Source organism: Paenibacillus typhae (assembly GCF_900099765.1).
In the GTDB taxonomy this organism is placed as follows: Bacteria; Bacillota; Bacilli; order Paenibacillales; family Paenibacillaceae; genus Paenibacillus_AQ; species Paenibacillus_AQ typhae.
Genome location: NZ_FNDX01000002.1, coordinates 97728 through 118915, shown reverse-complemented (window position 1 = coordinate 118915; position 21188 = coordinate 97728). Strand labels below are relative to the sequence as shown.

Here is a 21188-nt window from a genome sequence, read left to right as displayed (position 1 = left end):
TCTTGTTTGCATTTATTTCATCATTAGAGGTTTAGTTCCGTCGGCTTAAGCTGTGCCATCTGTTTGCAGAATTCCTCCGGAGTGATGTCTCCTGCCAATAGCAGTGCAATTAAGTTTTTGTGAGACTCTGCGGAATCGGCGGGCAGAATATTATCCCACCAGGCAATAAATGATGTTGCCGTTTTCATAATCTCTGCGCTGGACAGATCCAGCGAGGAAAGGCTTGAGGTATCCAGCCCGTCAATGTTCCAGCTTGGAAGTCCCGCACCGGCCAGATAGCCCTGTGTGCCAAGCTGTTCGCTTAGATACATCAGGAATTCAACGGTTTCTTTAGGATGCTTGGTGTTATTGCTGATATAGAAACCGTCTACCGCGCCACCAAATATTTCAGTGCCTTTACCTTTTCCGTCTTCAAAGACCGGGAAAGGAATGACCTTAACTTTCCCTTTTACCGCCGAAGATGGATCTTCGATACCGGCATTTACCCAGTTTGCCTGAACCATCATAGCTCCGCTCCCTGCATTAAATGCGCCGAGCATTTCATCATAGCTCATGCTGAACATACTGCTGTTAAAAGCGCCGGCTTTGGCCAGATCCTGCATTTTCGCTGCCGCAGCTACAAAGTCCGGTGAATTCCATTTTGAAGGATCCTTGAAGGCCTCCATCACTTGATCATTTCCTGCTTGGCGCATCGCAATGATATCGTACCAATACATGCCAGGCCAGCGGTCTTTTTCTCCGATGAGAGCCGGAGTGATTCCGGCTGCCTTTAATTTATCAATCGCATCAAGCAGTTCGGAATAGGTCGTCGGCAGCTTGGCTCCCGCTTTATCGAACAATTCAGTATTTACATAAAGATTCGCAATATGGGTGTAGACCGGAAGTGTGTAAATTTTACCGTCGTTCTCGATGGCTTCCGCCATACCCGGGCCCATTCTGGATTTAACGTCATCGGACAAATAACTAGAGATCTCAAGGACATTACCGGATTTAATATAAGGCTCCATGAAGCTGCCTCCGCCCATGCCGTAAAAGATATCCGGCGATTCACCCGCGGCAATAGAGGTCTTAATCTTTGTCTTGTATTGCTCGCCTGTTGTACCTGTCCGGTCAATCTGAATATCGGGATGCTCGGAATTCCATTTTTCAATGATTTGCGGTAATAATTTGGCCGATGGATCCGTATTGCCAACAGATTGATCCCAAAGCGTCAATTTTATGGATCCGCTTTCATTTGATTTCGACTCATTTGAGGAATTAGATGAACAAGCAGCGATGCTACCTGCCATTCCTACAGCCAAAGCAATGCCCATCGTTCTTTTTAACAGCGTTTTCATTATCTGACCTCCCTATGAATATTCATTGTTTCTATATCAAATTCTAGGGAAATCCCCCGTGCAGCTCCATTCAAAAAACGGGCATTTCCTTTTAAAATTCAAACATCATTTCTGCTGCTTCTGTACTCGTTCATCGACCGGCCCAGATTTTTTTTGAATAATATACTGAAATAATGCGGATCGGTAATTCCTACCTGTTCCCCGATCTCATAGCCTTTCAAGTCCGTTCGCTTCAGAAGAGTCTCCGCCTTTTTCATGCGTATATTCGTTAGGTACTCAACAAAGGTCTGCCCGGTCTCCTTCTTCATCAGCCGTCCCAAGTGACCCGGACTTACGAAAAATGCGGCAGCTGTACTTGCAAGTCCCATTTCGGGATTGCTTATGTTATTTTTCAGATATTCTTTCACTTGGCTGATCAGATTGCCTTCCTTGGTTTGCTTTTTCGAATAGATAGCCATTGCAACATTAAGCACGTAGCTCTTGAGCGCTCCCGTTAATTCGGGAAGATGATCGGCCGTGAGGATGGAGATGAGGGTTTCATTAAAATGAGGTTCGTCCTCGATCTGTTGTTCAATAGCCGCGCGCTGACATTCCCTGAATACATCCATTGCCGCCAAACGGAACTGCGACACACTGGAGAACGACATGCTAAAGATCTCTCTTAATACCTCAACCACCTGCTCAGCGGACCCGACACTGAGACAGAACTGAAGCTGATGAAGGAGAGTCGCGTTGGACTGGTACTGCTGATTTCCATTCTCTATGATATCTTCGAAGCAAATCACCTGGTTTTTTCCGATGAAGGCCTGATAATACAGTGCGCGGCAGGCTTCCTGATATCCCAAATTTGCCTCCTCAATGTTTTCATGTTTTTGCCCGATACCGACACTTACCGTACAGCCTCCCGATTCAGTCAGATTCGTGATTAACACTTCGTAAGCTGCAGCCAGATTGGCATCCGGGTTCTGGTGTACCAGGATAATCTGATTCCGGGTATCTGTAAAAATAATCACAAGGGGATTCTCTCTAAAGAACGCTTCTATCTTCTTTGCGCATTCCATTCTTAGGAGAATCAGCTGCTCCTCGGTCTGCTTCGTTGAAGCTGGAGAAATTTCAATAGCGGCAATTTGAAGCGCTTCTGCACCAACACCTAAAGGCACTCCGAAATACGCTGCTTTTTCATGAATTTCTTCCCTTAAAAGCGTACCGTTTAACCAATGATATAGAAATTTCTCCTTGAGATAAGGGAAATTCTGCTTAAGCTCTTCTTTCAGCTTCTCCAGCTCCTGTCCCCGTGTCCGTTCTTCATTTATTATCTGTCTTAGCTTATCGGTAACATGAAGTAACTCCGAGGCGTGGATCGGCTTTAATATAAAATCCGTTATTCCCAGCTTGATGCTTTTGCGGGCATATTCAAATTCGTCGTGACCGGTTACGACCACGATTTTAATATCGGGGTACCTTTTTAACACCCGTTCACTAAATTCAATACCATCAATAGAAGGCATATAGATGTCCGTAAATATGATATCCGGTTTATGCTCGTCCACAAATTGAAGTGCTTCAACGGCATTAGAGGCTTCACCGATGATGGTCATTCCCTGCTTTCCCCAGTCAATACGCATTTTCATTAAATTCCGTATCAGATACTCATCATCAACAAGTAACACCTTTAACTCACCCATGCCGGATCCACCCCATTCGGTATATTTATTAAGATAGCAGTTCCCTTTCCCGGTTCGCTTTCGATATGAATACAGTCTTTATCACCATAAAAAATGCGTAAACGTTCCATCGTTCCCCAGAGGCCGAAGCTCTGATTTTGACCTTTTCTCTCCGTGTATAGAATCTGTGCGATCTCTTCTTGCGACATTCCAATCCCGTCATCAGCAATCGTTATATTTACTTTATCGTTCGTGCAACTCACGCTGATTCCTATCGTTCCCCGTGATCCCTTCGGCCGTATTCCGTGATAAAGGGAATTTTCGACTAGCGGCTGCAGCACAAGCTTAGGAATTGGATATTGGCAGCAGGTCTCGTCCACTTCGAAATGAACTTCAAAGACATCCGGATAACGCGTCTTCTGGATTTTTAAATAATTGCGGACAATTTCAACCTCTTCACCAACTGTAATAATCTCTCTTCCTTTGCTGACGCTCAGGCGATAGTAACTTCCCAAAGCTTCAATCAGCTCACAAACCTGTTCATTTAAACCGGACATTGCCAGTGAGGTAATGGAGTCCAGAGTGTTGTATAGGAAATGGGGTTTGATCTGGGCTTGCAGCGTATTTAATTCCGCCTTGCGTAGCGTGCTCTGCTCTTCAATAATTCGCTTCAGCATTTGATCGATCTGTTCGATCATATCGTTATGTCCTTTGTATAATTGTTCGAATTCATAACTGTTTAGCTCCACATTTACTTTGCGGAGATTACCGCTTGGCGCTTTGTTCATCGAACGCAAAAGCTTGTGGATCGGTTTAATGATGCTGCGTGAGATGAAGAAGGAGCTCACAAAAAATATGGTTCCATTGATCACAAGCAGAATCAGCGCCAATAGAACCAGTGATTTATTTTTGAAATCGACGGTTCCATATGAATTCACACTGATAAACTTCCAGTTGTAATTTCCGCCTGTCAAATAAGAGACGGTATATTTTTGTGAGCCTGAGCTTAGGGTAAGCGAACCGGGGCGTCCCTGCCTGAACCTCTCTTCAAGCTTGTCTTTATTGGCTGTCACGATCTGCTGCAGAACTGCCCCCTGTTGTCCCAATGCAGTATTCGCAACAATCATTTGATTGTTCTCATCCAAAATGGCAATCTCAAAGGAGTCTTCATTCAGCAGATCAGAGTAGGCCTGAACAAAGGAATCCGCCTTAATGTTCATGATCAGAACACCAAGCGAAGACGTGTTGTCGATATCGCGGATCAATCGGATAACGGATATAAAATTCCCGTCGGCCGTTCCTTCGGAGAAGACTCCGCTCCCATTCAGTCTCAAGATGTACCTTCCTTCAATTTGGACCACCTGTTGATACCATGGAGCATCCTTTACGTTCGCCTCTTTAAACGTCGGCATTTCCTGAGTCCCAACGGAAAAACTATGACCTGTATTGTCAAAAATATAAACGGAATCAATCGTTGGAACTGCTTGCATGAGATTGTACAAATAGGCACTAACCTTAGACTGGGTATCCAAATTAGCATATACATTCCCTTGCCTTAGCAAGTTTTGAAGATTATGATCGGAAAAAATCATCTTGGAATAGTTGTTAACGTTTCCAACCATTAAGTCGACATTGGTCTGTATAGACGTAATCGTCTGTAGCGAAGCCTCACTAATTTTCTTCTGTGCTGAATTCGAGGATATTTGGTTGAGCACCAAATAACTGAACCCTACGGTGAATAAGATCACTAGAAAATAGGCAAACGGGATTTTAAAAGACAGTTTCCTTATTTTACTGCGAAATAAGGACCTAATGCTCTTGATATGCAAGTTCACAGCTTGACCCTCCGATTTCATGATTGCTGTCTCTCCAGATTACTCCCTCCTATTTATGCAGAACTTCACAATTTTTTCAAGTATCAATCTACAGTGTTGTTATCGAATGTTTATAGTGTCTTAATAGTTCAGAGGTTTGCATAGAAAAGAGGGAATATATGTATAAATCCAAACTATGCAACAGCTTGTAATTACATACCACGTAGTATAATTTTAGCCAATGCATCACTTTCATGTGAATAACGTCGTTGCTCCGACACGTTGATGTTCATCAGGCTGCTTCTCCTACATTCTAAAAATAGAAGCTGTTGGAATTAAGTTAAGTGCAACTTTCCTTATCAATGAAATTGGTGAACCCAAGTTTAAATCGGAAATAGTACCATGTTCTGGTCCATTTTCGGCTTAAATTAGAAAACCCGCGCTGGGCGCGGGCAATTATGGGACTATATTCTTGTCTTCCGACATACCGCCCCATTCGACGGTAGGACAAGAACATAGTAAGCTATGACTTTATCGCGTTGGAAGGCTCCTGCATATGCACTCACCAATCTCTCTTTTTGAACAAAAATGTTTCTAACAGCAGTTATTCTTATTTAGTGCATGGATTAACAACTCCAGGCTCTCCGCAACCTGCTCCCTTTTATCTTCTGGGATATCCTTCATAATCGTTTCGAAATATGAATTCAAAACAGATATAATTTGTTCATAGAGCATCTGCCCCTTTGGAGAAAGCGTCAATTTCACATAACGTCGGTTTTCCGGCGTACCTTCCAGAATCTTTCCGGCTTAGACCACTCTTCATGCTCCGATATAATGTTAATGGCTCCAGCTCTCTGTAACATATCATTCCATTCCTCGGGCTCCAAGGGTGTCGTTCCATACCTTTCAGACAGCTCCTCCTTTTCCATATCCGATATCTGCTTCTTCCAAATGGACTCATGAATCACTACTGAACCTCCTGGCTTTACTACACGCACCATTTCATTAAGCACTTGCTGGGAGTCATCAGGAATACCAACCGCGCATTCGTTAATGACTGCATCAAAAGTGTTGTCACTGAAAGGTAATGCTTGAGAGTCCCCCAGTTGAAAAGAAACACGCTCTGTATTGCCTGACTTTTGAGCGGTCTCTTTAGCAGATAGGATCATCTTTTCAGAAATATCGATCCCGTAGCGTTTCAATTCCGCTGATCTCAATTGCATCCTCAATCGTAGGCCTATGTATTCCTTTTGTTTTCATTATCATCCCTCCATAGAAAGAATGCATCAAACAACAGTTGTATATTGCAACTCAATAGCAAAAAAACTATCTCCATTAGGAAATAGTCTTTTTTACATATACGTTTTGCTTAGTTGGATGGATATAAGCCCTTTAACAAATCACGCATATCCTGCTTAATGTTGATATCCGGGCGCTTTTCTTTGGCCAAGGCTTCAGCCTCTTCTACATTCGCAGCATGGCCAAGTTCAAGCAGGACTCCTGTAGCCACAGTCCCTGTGCGATTCCGTCCGCCGGCGCAATGGAAATACACAGTTTTCCCATCATTTACTGCTGCCGTAACCGCCTGGATTGCCGCTTGAACAGAATCTTCCTGGCCGCCCTCATCCTCCACAATCGGAAAATGATGACGGGTTACATGGTCAGGAAAGCCCTCTGCCTTCGTGCCGGTATCTCTTAAGTCAAATACATCGGAAATTTCTTGCTCCTGAAGGGCTTCAAGTAGTGCGTTCTCCCCGCCAATGTATACTTTGCCTTCGATCAGTTCATGATAATTTGCCATTATAGTTCTCCCCTATCTCTTTAGCAGCAGCCGCTTCCGCCACTTATAGTTAGTCCTTCACCGTGTTCGTCTCGCACAAAATCCAAAGTAAGGTCGCTGGTTAGCTCTTTGAGCTGCATATATCCTGTTACTTCACTTTGCTTCCACGGGATAATTACCGCATGACCTTCAGCATTTTGCACCACGCTCCGAATCCAATCCAGTTCTGCATGAGCACGGCCGCTAAGCACCGGATCCGTCGTTCCTGCAGCAGCAAAGCTTTGATTGATCGCCCACCATTTTGTCGGAATACCTGCACGCTTCAAATCCTGCTCCAGACGGGAGGCTTCATAAACCGGCGTTGCCTCTGCCAGAGTGACAATAACGACGCTTGTTTCCTTGGGATCACGGAGTCTCGGCAATAATTGCTGCACGGAATCCGGTATGACGCCGGAGGAACGTGCAATCTCCTTATGGTATTCTTGAGTGGCATCCAGCAATAACAGCGTATGTCCGGTTGGTGCTGTATCTATAACCACGATCTCATCCTCAGAGCACTCTACCAAGTCAGCAAATGCCCGAAACACGGCTATCTCCTCAGTACATGGGGATCTTAAATCCTCTTCCAGAAAGGCAAGCCCCTCTTCATCAAGGGAATCTGCATTCTGGCGGATCACCTCTTGCTGATATTTCTCCAATTCCACCTTCGGATCCACCCGGCTGACGGATATCTGATCGGAATGATCACCGAATACATATTCCAGATGAGCTGCCGGATCTGTTGTACTGAGATGAACTCGGTGTCCCCGTTCGGCCAGACCAACAGCTATTGCAGAGGCTACAGTAGTTTTCCCCACACCGCCTTTACCCATCGTAAAAATCACCCGCACTCCACTTGTCTCCAGATCAGAAATCAAAGCTTCAAGTGTTAAAATTTGAGTTTCTATCTTTACCCGTTCTTCAGGAGCCGGAGTTACTGGGGCAGGTTTAAAGAATGCACGCAGGCTTTCAATGCCCGTAACATTAAACGGAACTAACGGAATATGATAACTTGCCAGAGATTGAAGTTCAGCTGGCATCTGTGATAAAGCTTTCTGCTGCCGCTCTACAAAGTTCTCTGCTACTGCATCATTGTTTATAGAGGAAGTGAGTACTCCATTAACCACAAGCAGCTGATTTTTTAGTCCAGTATCTTTCAGTTCAGTCGATGCTCTTGCGGCTTCTTTTAAGGGTGAATACTCCGGGCGGGTGACCAGGATCAGAGTTGTCAGAGCACCGTCCGACAAAGACTTAACTGCTTCATGATATAGATTTTTTTTAGCTTCTAGACCCGCTAATGGGCCTAGACACGAAGCTCCGTGTGTACTTGTATCCAGAAACCCACTCCAAGCTGAAGGCAGCTGTAACAGGCGCAGCGTGTGTCCTGTAGGTGCAGTGTCAAATAGAATATGATCGAACTGAGATTTCAGTTTTTGATCCGTCAAAAGGGTAGTAAACTCATCAAATGCCGCAATTTCTACCGTACATGCTCCTGATAGCTGCTCTTCCATCGAAGTAATAACTGAATCAGGTAACACTCCCCGGTAAGGAGCAACCAGTTTTGTTTTATACTCTGCCGCGGCTGTCTCCGGATCAAGATTAGCAGCAAAGAGATTAGGAACACGCTCAATTGCAGTCGGATGATTAGAAAGTTCTATTCCGAAAACATCCTGTAGATTTGAGGCTGGATCGGTGCTTACAAGCAGAACCCGTTTGCCGGAGTCTGCCAGAGCAATGGCTGCCGCACAGGCTGTTGAGGTTTTACCTACCCCACCTTTCCCTGTGAAGAACAGGAAAGGGGTCGGCAGCATAGTTAACGGATCAAACAGAGTAGTCATGATAAGCCTTCTTCCTTTATTGTTTTTTCGTCTTGATCTCAAGGCGAATTCGTGGCTTAGCTATCAACTCAGCTGCAGTAATTCCCGTCCATTGCTCTAACTCTTCATTCGAAGGGTATCCTTGTTTCTTAACCACTTTCCCATCCACAAAAGTAACAGGTAATACTTCAGGCCCTTCAGCAGCTAGCAATTGTCTGACTTCAGTATTCGAAACAAAAGCATCCGGTTCACTTGTTAAATTAAATCTGGATACAGTTACTTCCTTCTTCTTCAGGTTATGAATCACAGCTGATATTCGGATTAATTCAGGATCAGCTACAGGTCCACATACACCGGTGGAGCAGCACATTGCCGGATCGTATATTTCAATCTTTTTCATGAGCTTCTTCTCCTTTGTTTAAAAATACAGCCGGGATGCTCCCGGCTGTATTGCTTCATTATTTTCCTGTTTCTGCGAATTGTTTGATTCGCTCGCCCACTTGATCACGAACCCGCTGGAAGACTGCCCATTTCTCTTCATCTGTTCCTTGGGCTTTGGCCGGATCGTCAAATCCCCAATGTTCACGTTTTACTTGAGGTGGGGTAATCGGGCATTTATCTGCTGCATCTCCACACAATGTAATGACGAGATCAGAGCTGTTCAGCAGCTGTGGATCAATAATATCCGAAGTTTGACTCGAGATATCAATTCCCACTTCGCTCATGGCATGAACAGCTTTTGGGTTCAAACCGTGAGCTTCTATACCAGCACTGTATACATTCCATTCATCACCTAAGTATTTCTTGGCCCAGCCTTCAGCCATTTGGCTCCGGCAGGAGTTCCCTGTACACAAAAAGTAAATCGTTTTCTTATCCATGAGTCGCATTCTCCTTTGAGTTTAAAATAGGGTTAGTGTGATATAGAGGCCAAGCAGCGTTATAAACAATGTAGGGATCGTGAGAATAATACCTGTTTTGAAATACGTTCCCCAGGATATCTTCACGCCTTTGGTCGAAAGCACATGCAGCCACAACAAGGTTGCGAGTGAACCGATCGGTGTTATTTTCGGTCCTAAGTCAGACCCGATAACATTCGCATAAATCAAGGCTTCCCTGACCAGTCCAGAGGTTTGTGTAGCATCAATCGCCAGGGCATCAATCATAACCGTAGGCATATTGTTCATAACGGAAGAGATCACAGCGGCAATAAATCCCATCCCCATTGTTGCGGCAAACAGTCCTTGATCCGCAACAGCTTGAATGACATCAGCTAATACATCCGTAAGTCCAGCATTTCTCAGACCGTATACGACAACGTACATACCGATGGAAAAGAATACGATCGCCCAAGGTGCGCCCTTCACTACCTCCATGGTGGGTACAGCAGGACTTCTTCTTGCCATGAGCAGGAAAAAGATCGCGATGATACCGGCCACTACGGATACCGGAATGTTCAGGAATTCACTGACAAAGTATCCTACCAGCAGAACCGCAAGTACAAACCAGGACAGCTTAAACATCTGCTTGTCTTTAATAGCCTCTTCAGGCTTTTTCAGCTGGGAGCTATCAAAGGTTCTTGGAATACTCTTTCGGAAGAATAGATAGAGTACTAAGATGCTTGCCCCTAAGGAAAATAAGGTAGGTATTAACATCCGACCGGCATATTCCATAAAGGTGAGTCCGAAAAAGTCAGCCGATACGATATTCACCAGATTACTTACAACCAGCGGCAAAGACGTCGTATCTGCGATAAACCCGCTGGCAATGATGAATGGAAAAACCTTTTTCTCATCAAAATTGAGCGCACGGACCATAGCAAGCACAATCGGTGTTAGGATGAGTGCTGCTCCGTCGTTAGCAAAAAATGCAGCTACAATGGCACCAAGAATGATGACATAGATAAACATTCGGGTTCCATTCCCACTGGCAGCCTTGGCCATATGTAAAGCAGCCCATTCGAAGAACCCAATTTTATCAAGGATCAGTGAAATCAGAATGATGGCAACAAAGGCCAGGGTAGCATTCCATACAATCAGCGTAACATCCAGAACATCATTCAAGCTGACTACACCAACAAGTAAAGCGAGTAATGCTCCGCCGCATGCAGACCATCCAATGGACAGGTTTTTAGGCTGCCAAATGACAAAAATCAAGGTAACTAGGAATATAGAACTTGCTAGTAGCACCGAAACCAATCCGCCAACCTCCAATTAATCACATGAAATTCTTAAGCCTTTTTTATCTAGTTCTTCCAATTCATGATCTTGTGAAGGAACGAAGGCAATTAGATTTTGAATTAATTCATGCTGCATACTATCTGGATTGGCCGAGTAAAATATCCATTGGCCTTTCCGGTTTTCTTTGACCAGACCTGCATCTTTTAGTTTCCGCAGATGCTGACTTACAGCTGGCTGACTTGTCTTAAAAATTTCAACTAGCTCACATACGCAGCATTCTTGCTTCTCCAGAAGCTTCATCATCGTCAGTCTGGTTTTATCGCCTAAAAGCTTTAAAGTCTGCGACACTTCATCCAACTCATCCAAATCGAAGCTCATCTTTCGTGCCTCCTTCCTCCATCATTATATAAGCATAAGCTTATATAATCAAGCGCTAATATAATGTATTTATTTGCTTCTTCACTTACAATCACATGGCGTATATTCGCCTTTTAATAAAAACAAAAGCGATTCGGTATCCGGTAGTGCATCCAATATGGTCTGAATATAGGAATCCTTTTCAATATCCAAAGCATAATATACCCATTGTGCGCGCTTTGTTTCTTTAACCAGTCCTTGTGCCTTTAATTTTCTTAAATGTTGGCTCACACTTGGTTGAGACATATTTAGTATGTCCACTAAATCACAAACACACCATTCTTTATCTTTTAGCAATCCCATAATGGTGAGTCTGGTCTTATCACCTAGTAACTTTAACTTTTCAGCCATTTCAGTATTGAGCATATACACTGTCCCTTCAAAATCCTAAATCAAATCTCACATAATTATATACTTATATGATAATTATCATTTGAATGGAAAGCAAGGAAAGAGCATCAGATGTTCAATTTTTAAATATCTGCAACCGGTATGCTCATTTCCTTTAAAAGCCCTACCACTACAATAAAAAGTTGAATATTTTCCTGGCTGCTGTAGATTCGTAACCTCATACTTGCTTAATCATTCATCCATCATACTTTCTGCTAAGACTTCTCTCTTTATATGAGGATCGTAATTAGCGACAATCAGAATATCCATATGCCTTGCCGTACGCAGCAGCTTTTGAATAACTGTACCTTCCCGGAAACGCTCCCACCAGGGACGGTCACACTGCCCCATAATAAGCTGAGTAGCATGATATTCATTGGCCTTGGTAAGTATAACGTCAGCCAGCACTGCGGATTGTTGCTTCAATATGACTTCAAAGTGTCCTCCGAGACGTATAACCAGACTTTCAATATTGTGTTTTTTCTTTAGCTCCTCTTCAGACAAGGCCTTGGAGGATTGCACATAACTGACAATCCATTTTGCCTTTAGACGAAAGGCCGTTCTGAACCCTCTGCGGATTAACCGCTCTGCATTAGGGCTAAGCTTGACACATACAAAGATGACCTCTTGTTTATTCCACGGGCCACGCAAGGAGCTCTTACGCTCCCATGCTTCAAGACGCTCATCTACATCATCCGCAATTTCCCTGAGTGCCAGCTCCCTTAAGGCAATCAGATTACCAATTTTAAAAAAGTTACCCAGCGCCTGATCTATTTTTTCAGCAGCGTATATCTTCCCTTCGCGCATCCGTACCTGTAACGCCTGAGGGGCTACATCAATCAGCTCCACCTCATCAGCAAGTCTCAGTATGGAATCTGGCACCGTTTCTCGGACGCGCACTCCGGTTATTTGTTCCACGGCGTCATTTAAGCTCTCCAGATGCTGAACATTGACCGTTGTAATAACGGATATACCGGCATTCAGAATCTCCACGATATCCTCATATCTTTTCTTAAATTTGCTTCCAGGGACATTGGTATGAGCCAATTCGTCGACGAGAACGAGCTCGGGATTTCTTTCGATAATGGCTTTTGTGTCCATTTCTTCAAGCACTGTACCTGCATATTTGATTTTTTCCCTGTTAATAAGCGGTAATTCAGCAATCTGCTGTCCGGTTTCCTTCCGGCCATGCGTTTCAAGCAGACCGACTACAACATCAATTCCTTTCTTTAGCAAATGATTGCCCTCTCTTAGCATCGTATAGGTTTTACCTACTCCGGGCGCTGCACCAATCAGAACCTTAAACCTCCCCCGTCTGATTCGGCCAATTTTCTCATCTACCTCCTGAGGATCTAGTCGGTGATAAAGCGGATTTGTTGGCGTGGCGGCCATTTTTGCCGGCATGATCCGTTCACCTTGATGTTCGGCACGATCAGCAACTATAAAGATATCCATATTTCTGGATTTTTTGATAAGCTCGTTAACGATGGATCCTTGCCAGAATTCCTGCCAGCGTGACTGCCTGGAATGACCTAGCATAATTCTGGTAACGTTATGCTCAAGCGCATACCGGACAAGCCGATCTGGCAGTCGTCTGCGGGAATGGAAAGACAGCTCTTCAAATTCAGCCCCTACCTTAACTGCAAGCTTGACCAGTGATTGCTTAAAGGCAGTCTGCTCCTTACTGAGCGGCCGCTTTTTATTTACAAAGGTTACAACAATAAGCTCACCATTTAATCTTTTGGCCACCTGTTGTCCGCGACGTACGTATATAGAGCCGTTCCAATGGTATTGGGTAGAGACCAGTATGCGCTCTGCAGCACCGGAAGGTCCAAGCATCCCCATCTCTTCACGATGCTTCTCCAGCGAGTCATTAACCCCCTCGGCGACAAGCCTCAATGCCAGTTCACGCAAAACACCAAGGTTGCCTCGTTTGAATAAGCCCGCTGTTGTGCTGTTCCGCACATGACCTTCAGAGAAGCGCTGCAGTAAGGTTTCTGGAGTAACATCGATCAAGCGGATTTCGTCGGCAAGCTCCAGCGCATTTACTTCTACCGTTTCCTCTACTTCAATGCCCATGTACTTCTGCGCAAGCTCCCTAACCCCTTCCAGCTCATACACATTGACCGTAGTCATCACGCTAATTCCAAGGCTAAGCAAGCAATGTATATCTTCCAGTCTCGTCTTATACTTTGCTCCGGGCCGGTTCCGGTGTGCAAGACCGTCTACAAGGACAACCTCAGGATTTCTCTCCATTAATATCTCAATATTCAAATCCTTTTTTTCTACTCCCCTGTCTGTCCAATGAATACTTGGTATACGCTCCAATTCCCCCAGCTGTTCAATCGTTTCCGGCCGCTGGAGGGTTGAAACCGCACATATCACCACATCAATTCCCTGTTGTTGAAGTGAACTGCCCTCCCGGAGCATATGATAGGTCTTTCCTGAACCGCTTACTGCTCCGATAAAAATTTTTAATCTGCCGCGATGCAGCTTGGATATGGAGAGCAAAATCTCCTCAGGACTTTTTCGCTTGAAATGATCCATTTAGCCCTTCCTCCTGAAATACACGGATAACCGGCAGTCATCCTGCAGGTTTTTTCCGTTCATATGTTATTGTCCGCTTACTAGCTTTTGTACATCTATATTTAGCAGCAGAACGTTAACGGTCGGTTCGCCGAAAACACCCAGCTCTCTATCTTTAGTATGTTTATCGACAAGCTGCTGCAGCTGATCCGCCGATATCCCTGTACTGGTGCTGACGCGCGGAATTTGAACCTCGGCAGCTCTTATACTGATATGAGGATCTAATCCTGAGCCGGAATTGGTAATCAGGTCAACCGGCAGTTCTGATACAGGCACATCCGGATTCTCGGACTGCCAAGCTACCACTGAAGCTTGTGTGCGATCAAGCATATCCGGATTGGAGGGAGCATAGTTCGGTGTACCCGAGGATGCTCCGTTATAGTCAATGCTTGATACCCGGCTGTGAAAATAACCGGGGGAAGTGAAATTCTGACCGATCAGCTCGGAGCCGATAATTTCATTCCGATTATTGTATATCAGACTTCCGTTTGCTTTCTCGGGAGCAACGGCTTGTGCGATCCCTGTCACAGCCAACTGATATGCCAAAATGATGACCATCAGGACGACACTTGCTCTTAAGGTAACAGCTATTGTTTTCATTTCGTATTCACCCTTCTACACCCAGAATTGAACAATCAAGTCTATCAGCTTAATTCCGACAAACGGTACAATTACACCGCCTAACCCGTAAACAATCAGATTACGGCTTAGCAGCTGGGAAGAGCTCATCGGCTTATATTTTACACCCTTCATGGCCAGCGGAATGAGCAGCGGGATAATGACGGCATTGAAGATCAGCGCAGAGAGAATGGCTGATAACGGTGAATGCAGCCTCATCACATTCAGTACTTCCATTTCTGGGATGGCTACCATGAACATGGCCGGAATAATCGCAAAATATTTAGCGATGTCATTCGCGATACTGAAGGTGGTCAAGGCTCCGCGGGTCATTAGCAATTGTTTGCCAATGGAGACAACTTCAATAATTTTAGATGGGTCAGAATCAAGGTCGACCATATTCGCAGCTTCTTTAGCGGCGACGGTTCCGCTGTTCATCGCAATACCTACATCCGCTTGAGCAAGAGCAGGAGCATCATTTGTACCATCTCCTGTCATCGCAACCAGCTTGCCTTCCGCCTGTTCACGGCGAATAACCGCTATTTTGTCTTCAGGCTTGCTCTCTGCAATAAAATCATCTACACCCGCCTCAGCAGCAATGGTCGCAGCGGTAAGCGGGTTATCTCCGGTACACATAATGGTCTTAATCCCCATTTTCCGCATTTGCTCAAAACGCTCGCGCATGCCAGGCTTTACCGTATCCTTCAGATAAATCAAGCCATATATGGTCTGATCAACAGCTACAGCAAGCGGTGTTCCACCGGCCGAAGCAATAGCATTGCTGTTTGCCTGCAAATCGTCAGGAATGAATCCGCCTTGCCCGGAAACCCATTGCTTCACGGCATCTACTGCGCCTTTACGGATCTGTCGTCCGTCCGGCAAATCCATGCCGCTCATCCGAGTTTCTGCTTTGAATTCAACAAAGTCGGAACCATCAATAATAGCTTTATCATAGGTGATGCTCTGCTGATTAAGAAGTTCCAGGACAGAACGTCCTTCCGGCGTTTCATCCTGAACGGAGCTTAACGCCGCCCAGGCTGCCACATCCTGTTTTGAGTGTTTGCCTACCGGTATGAATTCGCTAGCCATACGGTTCCCGTAAGTAATTGTTCCTGTCTTGTCCAGAATAATCGTATTGATATCTCCGGATGCTTCAACCGCTTTTCCCGACATTGCCAGTACATTAAACTGCGTTACCCGGTCCATCCCCGCAATCCCGATGGCCGATAACAAGCCTCCAATTGTGGTCGGGATTAAGCAAACCAGCAGTGCGATCAGAACAGGTACCTCCAAGGTTATATCCAGATACTCGGCAAAGAACGGCAGGGCAATAACGACAATCAGAAAGATAATGGTTAAACTTACCAGCACGGTATTTAGAGCAATTTCATTAGGCGTTTTCTGTCGTTTGGCTCCTTCAACCAACGAAATCATCCGGTCAAGAAAGGACTCACCCGGATCACTGGTAATACGAACCTTAATCCGGTCACTGATTACCTTTGTTCCTCCGGTTACAGAGCTGAAATCGCCTCCGGCTTCTTTAATGACAGGTGCAGATTCTCCTGTGATGGCTGATTCGTCAACCGATGCTAGGCCTTCAATCACTTCTCCGTCACCCGGAATCATTTCTCCCTGGCTGACAATAACAAGATCTCCCTTACGCAAATCGGTGGAAGGAATTTGTTTAACCGTTGTTCCGCTGAGCTTGTTGGCTGTAATTTCTTTCTTGGACTTTTTCAGCGAGTCTGCTTGAGCCTTGCCCCGGCCTTCGGCCAGAGCTTCAGCAAAGTTGGCAAAAAGCACAGTAAACAGCAGGATAAACGCTACTGCGAGATTAAAGCCTGTCGATACTGCACCGCCAAATGCATCCGGTACAAAAACTAGAAATAAGGTAATGATAAAACCGATCTCTACCACAAACATGATCGGATTGCGTACCATAATCCGCGGATCTAGCTTGATAAAGGATTGTTTGGTAGCCTGTGTGATGATTTCACTGGTTAATGCGCTTTTCTTTGAACTCATTTCATTTTCCTCCATCCGTAGCCATCTATGGTTTCAGTGTCAAGAATTCAGCAATCGGACCCAGGGCAAGTGCCGGGAAGAATGTCAAAGCCCCGACAATCAGTACTGCTCCCAGGAAGACAGTACCGAACAAAGCATTATCCGTACGGAATGTTCCCGATGTTTCCGGCACTGGTTTCTTAACAGCAAGTGAACCGGCTACCGCCAGCATGGTGATCACTGAGAAATACCGGCCAATGAACATTACAATCCCCGTTGTAATATTCCAGAACGGCGTTGCATCGCCAAGCCCCTCGAATCCGGAACCGTTATTGGCGGCTGAGGAAGTGAATTCATATAAAGCCTGTGTAAGCCCGTGAAAACCAGGGTTTGAGATCGTATCGGACTGAGTCATCACTGCAAGTGCAGTCGGCAGCAGAATCAGCAGCGGATTGATAATCAGAGTAACCGCAATCAGCTTCATCTCCTTGCCTTCAATTTTTTTGCCGAGAAACTCCGGTGTCCGTCCTACCATGAGGCCGGACAGGAACACAGCAATCATGGCATACATCAATACATTGATAAAACCAGCACCGACACCGCCGAAGACCGTGTTCAACATCATGTTGCCGATGGTAATCAGCCCGCCGATCGGTGTTAATGTGTCATGCATCGTATTGACTGCTCCGGTCTCAGAAGCTGTGGTAACGACCGCATATAATGCGGATTGGGCCACACCGAATCGGGCTTCCTTGCCTTCCATAGAGCCTTGATCATGCTGAATACCGAGCGCATTCACTACCGGATTGCCGGCATTTTCAGAAGCTAGTGTTATCCCCAGAAAAACGATAAACATCATAGCCATGGATACGAATAGTACCCGTCCCTGCTTTTTATTACCGACCATTTTCCCGTATGTGAAGGGTAAAGACGTACAAAGAAGGAGCATTAGTAATATTTGCAGCAGGTTGCTGATGCCGCCTGGATTTTCAAACGGATGAGCTGAGTTAACACCGAAGAATCCTCCCCCGTTGTTCCCCAGCTCCTTAATCGACAGGAATGAAGCAACCGGTCCGCGTGCAATTTCTTGTGTAACACCTTCCAGTGTGGTTGCTGCAGCTGTAGGCTCCAGTGTTTGTGGTACGCCTAGTGCAACAAATACTAATGCCAGAACGAAGGCTATCGGCAGCAGAATACGGGTGATACAACGGATCAGATCGACGAAGAAATTACCAAGCGGTTTCCCAGCCAGGCCACGAATGAAGGCAATTAAAACGGCGAGGGCTGATGCAGGTGCTGTGAACATCATGAAAACGATACCTATCATCTGCGATAAATACGATAGTCCGCTTTCCCCGCTATAATGCTGCAGGTTTGTATTTGTCATAAAGCTTATTGCAGTGTTAAACGCCAGCGTTGGCTCCATGGAAGCAATCCCGCTTGGATTGAGCGGTAGTACACCCTGAAATCTGAAAATCAGATAGACCAGTAAGATCATTACTGAGTTACTGAGCACCACCGCCAACGCATATTGCTTCCAGGTTTGATTGTCCTTTTGTATCCCCCCGATTGCATAAATCGGTTTCTCCAGCCAGCCAAACCAGCGGTCTAGCACTGATTTCTCATAATTGAATGCCTGAGCCATATATAAACCTGTAGGGCGGGCAAGCAGTAAGGAGAGTAGTAAAGTTATTGCAATTGCGGTTAAAGAAATCATGGTCACTTGAGTCCCTCCTGAAATCATTCCTAAAATTTTTCCGGATTAATTAGTGCATAGGTTAAGTACACGAAAAGAGCTGCAACAATGAATGCAAGCACCCAAATCATCCCTGATCACTCCCTTTATCGATTGTTCCTGTAGCCCACTGGCCTAGCCCAAGCATTAGCAAAGTAAGGATTACTAATGCTCCAATCATATAAATATCCATCATGTGAAAGCCCCCTTAGATATTTTCCTTTTCAATAAGAAAGAATACATTCCCGCTCTTGGTCCGGATTACAAAATCAGCACCGAGCGCCTTATAAATCATTTGCGGATAATGCTTTCTTGTAATTACAAACAGGATCCCGTTTGTCCATTTCCGTGTGTATTCAATCACGCCACAGCATAAACCCAGTTCTTCCTCAAAAATGTATACTTTGCTGAACGCTTTTTCTGCTAAATGAATACTGTAATTTTCTGTGATATCAACATCTATAATGCTTTTTACTCCCAATTCTAGATAATGCTGCTTCTGAACAGAACTGCATGCCAAGACTGAGAATTCTTTTCTTTTACTCAAAGCTAGAATAAATTCGTCACCTGCAACATTAGGTGAAAATATTAAAATCCCGCCATGACCGAGATACATAACCTTTCCTTCTTTCCGAATTTACCTGCAGGTATCCGTTACACATTAAGATTCTGTATAGCTCTCTGAGTTATAAATCCGTGTTCCTAACACATGGTTTACAGCTCTGATAAGGGCCCCGTACCCTCCTTCACTAGAAGCATAGAACTGTCAGAACAACTGATAACAAATCTGCCGAAATCAGAAAATCCACCAATTTTCATGCAACTTCCTCTCTTTCTAAAGCAGCTGACGTAAATAAAAATGCTTGTTTTCATCACTGTTTCAGAGTATCATTTTCAGCGTTGATTTAGGATTAGGGTTTACTAGATCGTGTTAAGATTTACTTAAGAATTAATCTGGATACTGCATAAAAAAGCCACGCTCTAAAGGAGCGTGGCTGATAGGAATAAATACACTCATAGCCGGAACGTCATAGGTAAGGCTGCCCCAGATCTCATTCAGAATAAAGTTATGGCATCATTGTATGATATAGATACCCTTGTGTCTGCAATGTGGTCGTTATCAGTTTGCGGATGGGCTTGTCATCCTCCGCTAGCAGAATAAGAGGGATATTCATGCATATTGGCCTCCTCAATATGCAAGGTGAAATAAAAAATAGTTCCTTTCGGAGCATTATCCTTGACCCCGATTATGCCACCATGGGCATGAACAATAGATTGACAAAGGGAAAGCCCCAATCCTAGTCCGCGGCGGCCGTCTCCGCTAACGTTATTTGCCGTGTAAAACATGTCAAACAGCCTTTCTTTATCATCATCCGGGATACCTGAACCATCATCAGCAACCTCAACTCGAATCTGCTGATTTTCTTTACCTGCAGTAATGGTAATATGTGAGCCCGTGCCGGTATACTTAATCGCATTATCCACCAGATCAATGATAACCTGCACAATAAGGCGTGAATCCATTCTGGCCATTAACAGTTCATCTTTGACTATTGCTTTAACAATGTGGTTATCTCTGTTGCGGTTAACATGGAGCAGCGCTTCCGAAATAACCTCCTCAATCATTTCTGCCTGAAAATTCAGGTTCAGTGTATCATTTTCAATCCTGCTGATGGACAGTAGATTTTCCACCAGATTAATCAGCCAGATCGAATCGTCATAGATGTCTGAATATAGCCCTCGTCTCAACTCTTCGTTCAACACCCCGGAATTAGCAAGAAGTATGCCTGCATTGCCTGAGATACTTGTCAAAGGTGTCCTTAGATCGTGAGAGATGGACCTGAGCAAGTTTGCCCTTAACTGCTCCTGTTGAATCTGCATGGAAATCGTTTTTTGTTTTTCATTTAGTCTTTCTTTTTCAAGCGCCAATGCGCATTCTCCAAGCATAGCTATCATTAGGCTTTTCTCAAAAACCTCAAGAGGCTCTTCATTTTCCATTACAATTGAAGCCACTCCAAAAACAACATCGTCTACACGCACAGCATGATACAAACAGCTCGCTCCAAAAAAAGTATCTGTTGTTGCCCCTGCCTGCTTGTTATTTTTGAAGACCCAGTCAGCAACAGCTCCCTCATTACTACCTGTGTACATTACTGGAACTGAATCCGATTCCTGTTTAGGGAACCATTGAGGTTCTGCCAGCTTGTCAACTTCAGCCGGGTAAAAGATAACCGATTTATCCAGAAGTTTGACTAGTTGATGTGCTACTGCATCAATAATTTCTTTAGCATTCTTCGCTTGCTGCACTTTCCGGCTTGTTTCCAGTAATACCTCTGTGCGGTAATCCAGCAGGATAACATCCGGTTTTCTGTCCGCTATTTAAGAGTTCAAGTATAAACACAATCAAAAAAACAGCTAAACAAAGAAATCTGTCCGGCCATAATGCGAACCCTTCAATAATTCAAAAAAACAGCCATTTCTGTCGGCTTCACCGGCTGATGTCTCAGTACCTCTTAATATGATAAGACAGCCTTCACATATGGAAAGCTCCTAAGTTTGTTTATCCTCTTCATTTCTTTAATTACGGTCACGCAGGATACTCTTCATTCGGTAATATTCTTCCTCGCTGATCTCACCTCTTGCAAACCGCTCATCTAATATCCGCTCCGGATTATTATCGTTATACCGGGTATTCATATACCCATCTCCCCGCACCCATTTGATTACCAAATAAATCACGCCCACGATCAGCAGGAAGTTTATGATTAATCCAAACATACCGAAGCCAAATCCATAACCCATCATCATAT

Annotated in this window: 19 protein-coding genes; all 19 read right to left on the bottom strand. The window is 44.6% G+C overall.

Features of this window, described 5'->3' with window-relative positions; genetic code table 11:
* Positions 1-23 precede the first annotated feature (23 nt).
* On the bottom strand, positions 24-1337 hold the full coding sequence (locus tag BLR64_RS02200; protein ID WP_090711782.1) for an extracellular solute-binding protein: 1314 nt from the start codon (positions 1335-1337) through the stop codon (positions 24-26).
* Between the two features lie 98 nt (positions 1338-1435).
* Entirely contained in the window at positions 1436-3022 is a 1587-nt protein-coding gene (locus BLR64_RS02195) for a response regulator (protein WP_090711780.1), read from the bottom strand.
* Positions 3010-4857, bottom strand: a complete 1848-nt coding sequence (locus BLR64_RS02190; protein ID WP_244157587.1) for a sensor histidine kinase — start codon at positions 4855-4857, stop codon at positions 3010-3012. The genes BLR64_RS02195 and BLR64_RS02190 overlap by 13 nt, the downstream gene beginning before the upstream one ends.
* A 719-nt stretch (positions 4858-5576) precedes the next feature.
* On the bottom strand, positions 5577-6032 hold the full coding sequence (locus BLR64_RS02185) for a class I SAM-dependent methyltransferase (protein WP_167360577.1): 456 nt from the start codon (positions 6030-6032) through the stop codon (positions 5577-5579).
* Between the two features lie 152 nt (positions 6033-6184).
* Positions 6185-6616 carry a protein-tyrosine phosphatase family protein gene (locus BLR64_RS02180; RefSeq protein WP_090711776.1) on the bottom strand — a complete coding sequence of 144 codons (432 nt, stop codon included), beginning with the start codon at positions 6614-6616 and terminating at the stop codon, positions 6185-6187.
* A 20-nt stretch (positions 6617-6636) separates the two neighbouring features.
* Positions 6637-8472, bottom strand: a complete 1836-nt coding sequence (gene arsA, locus BLR64_RS02175) for an arsenical pump-driving ATPase (RefSeq protein WP_090711774.1) — start codon at positions 8470-8472, stop codon at positions 6637-6639.
* Positions 8473-8488: 16 nt separating this feature from the next.
* Positions 8489-8851, bottom strand: coding sequence for an arsenite efflux transporter metallochaperone ArsD (gene arsD / locus BLR64_RS02170; protein ID WP_090711772.1), 363 nt, complete (start codon positions 8849-8851; stop codon positions 8489-8491).
* Between the two features lie 58 nt (positions 8852-8909).
* Positions 8910-9329, bottom strand: coding sequence for an arsenate reductase (thioredoxin) (arsC, locus tag BLR64_RS02165; RefSeq protein WP_090711769.1), 420 nt, complete (start codon positions 9327-9329; stop codon positions 8910-8912).
* Between the two features lie 21 nt (positions 9330-9350).
* On the bottom strand, positions 9351-10646 hold the full coding sequence (locus BLR64_RS02160) for an arsenic transporter (protein WP_090711767.1): 1296 nt from the start codon (positions 10644-10646) through the stop codon (positions 9351-9353).
* Positions 10647-10661: 15 nt separating this feature from the next.
* Complete coding sequence (locus BLR64_RS02155) at positions 10662-11006, bottom strand: ArsR/SmtB family transcription factor (protein WP_090711765.1); 345 nt, start codon at positions 11004-11006, stop codon at positions 10662-10664.
* 81 nt (positions 11007-11087) lie between these two features.
* Positions 11088-11411, bottom strand: coding sequence for an ArsR/SmtB family transcription factor (locus BLR64_RS02150; RefSeq protein ID WP_090711763.1), 324 nt, complete (start codon positions 11409-11411; stop codon positions 11088-11090).
* 216 nt (positions 11412-11627) lie between these two features.
* Positions 11628-13982: a universal stress protein gene (locus tag BLR64_RS02145; RefSeq protein WP_090711761.1), complete on the bottom strand. Its 2355-nt coding sequence runs from the start codon at positions 13980-13982 to the stop codon at positions 11628-11630.
* Positions 13983-14048: 66 nt separating this feature from the next.
* Complete coding sequence (gene kdpC / locus BLR64_RS02140; protein WP_090711759.1) at positions 14049-14621, bottom strand: potassium-transporting ATPase subunit KdpC; 573 nt, start codon at positions 14619-14621, stop codon at positions 14049-14051.
* Between the two features lie 15 nt (positions 14622-14636).
* Complete coding sequence (gene kdpB, locus BLR64_RS02135; RefSeq protein ID WP_090711757.1) at positions 14637-16664, bottom strand: potassium-transporting ATPase subunit KdpB; 2028 nt, start codon at positions 16662-16664, stop codon at positions 14637-14639.
* Positions 16665-16689: 25 nt separating this feature from the next.
* Entirely contained in the window at positions 16690-18360 is a 1671-nt protein-coding gene (kdpA, locus tag BLR64_RS02130) for a potassium-transporting ATPase subunit KdpA (protein ID WP_090712209.1), read from the bottom strand.
* Between the two features lie 29 nt (positions 18361-18389).
* Positions 18390-18470: a K(+)-transporting ATPase subunit F gene (kdpF, locus tag BLR64_RS31175; RefSeq protein ID WP_090711755.1), complete on the bottom strand. Its 81-nt coding sequence runs from the start codon at positions 18468-18470 to the stop codon at positions 18390-18392.
* A gap of 116 nt (positions 18471-18586) precedes the next feature.
* Positions 18587-18994 carry a hypothetical protein gene (locus tag BLR64_RS02120; protein WP_090711753.1) on the bottom strand — a complete coding sequence of 136 codons (408 nt, stop codon included), beginning with the start codon at positions 18992-18994 and terminating at the stop codon, positions 18587-18589.
* A gap of 524 nt (positions 18995-19518) precedes the next feature.
* Entirely contained in the window at positions 19519-20685 is a 1167-nt protein-coding gene (locus BLR64_RS02115; protein WP_244157586.1) for a sensor histidine kinase, read from the bottom strand.
* Positions 20686-20955: 270 nt separating this feature from the next.
* Complete coding sequence (locus BLR64_RS02110) at positions 20956-21186, bottom strand: SHOCT domain-containing protein (protein ID WP_090711750.1); 231 nt, start codon at positions 21184-21186, stop codon at positions 20956-20958.
* Positions 21187-21188 lie beyond the last annotated feature (2 nt).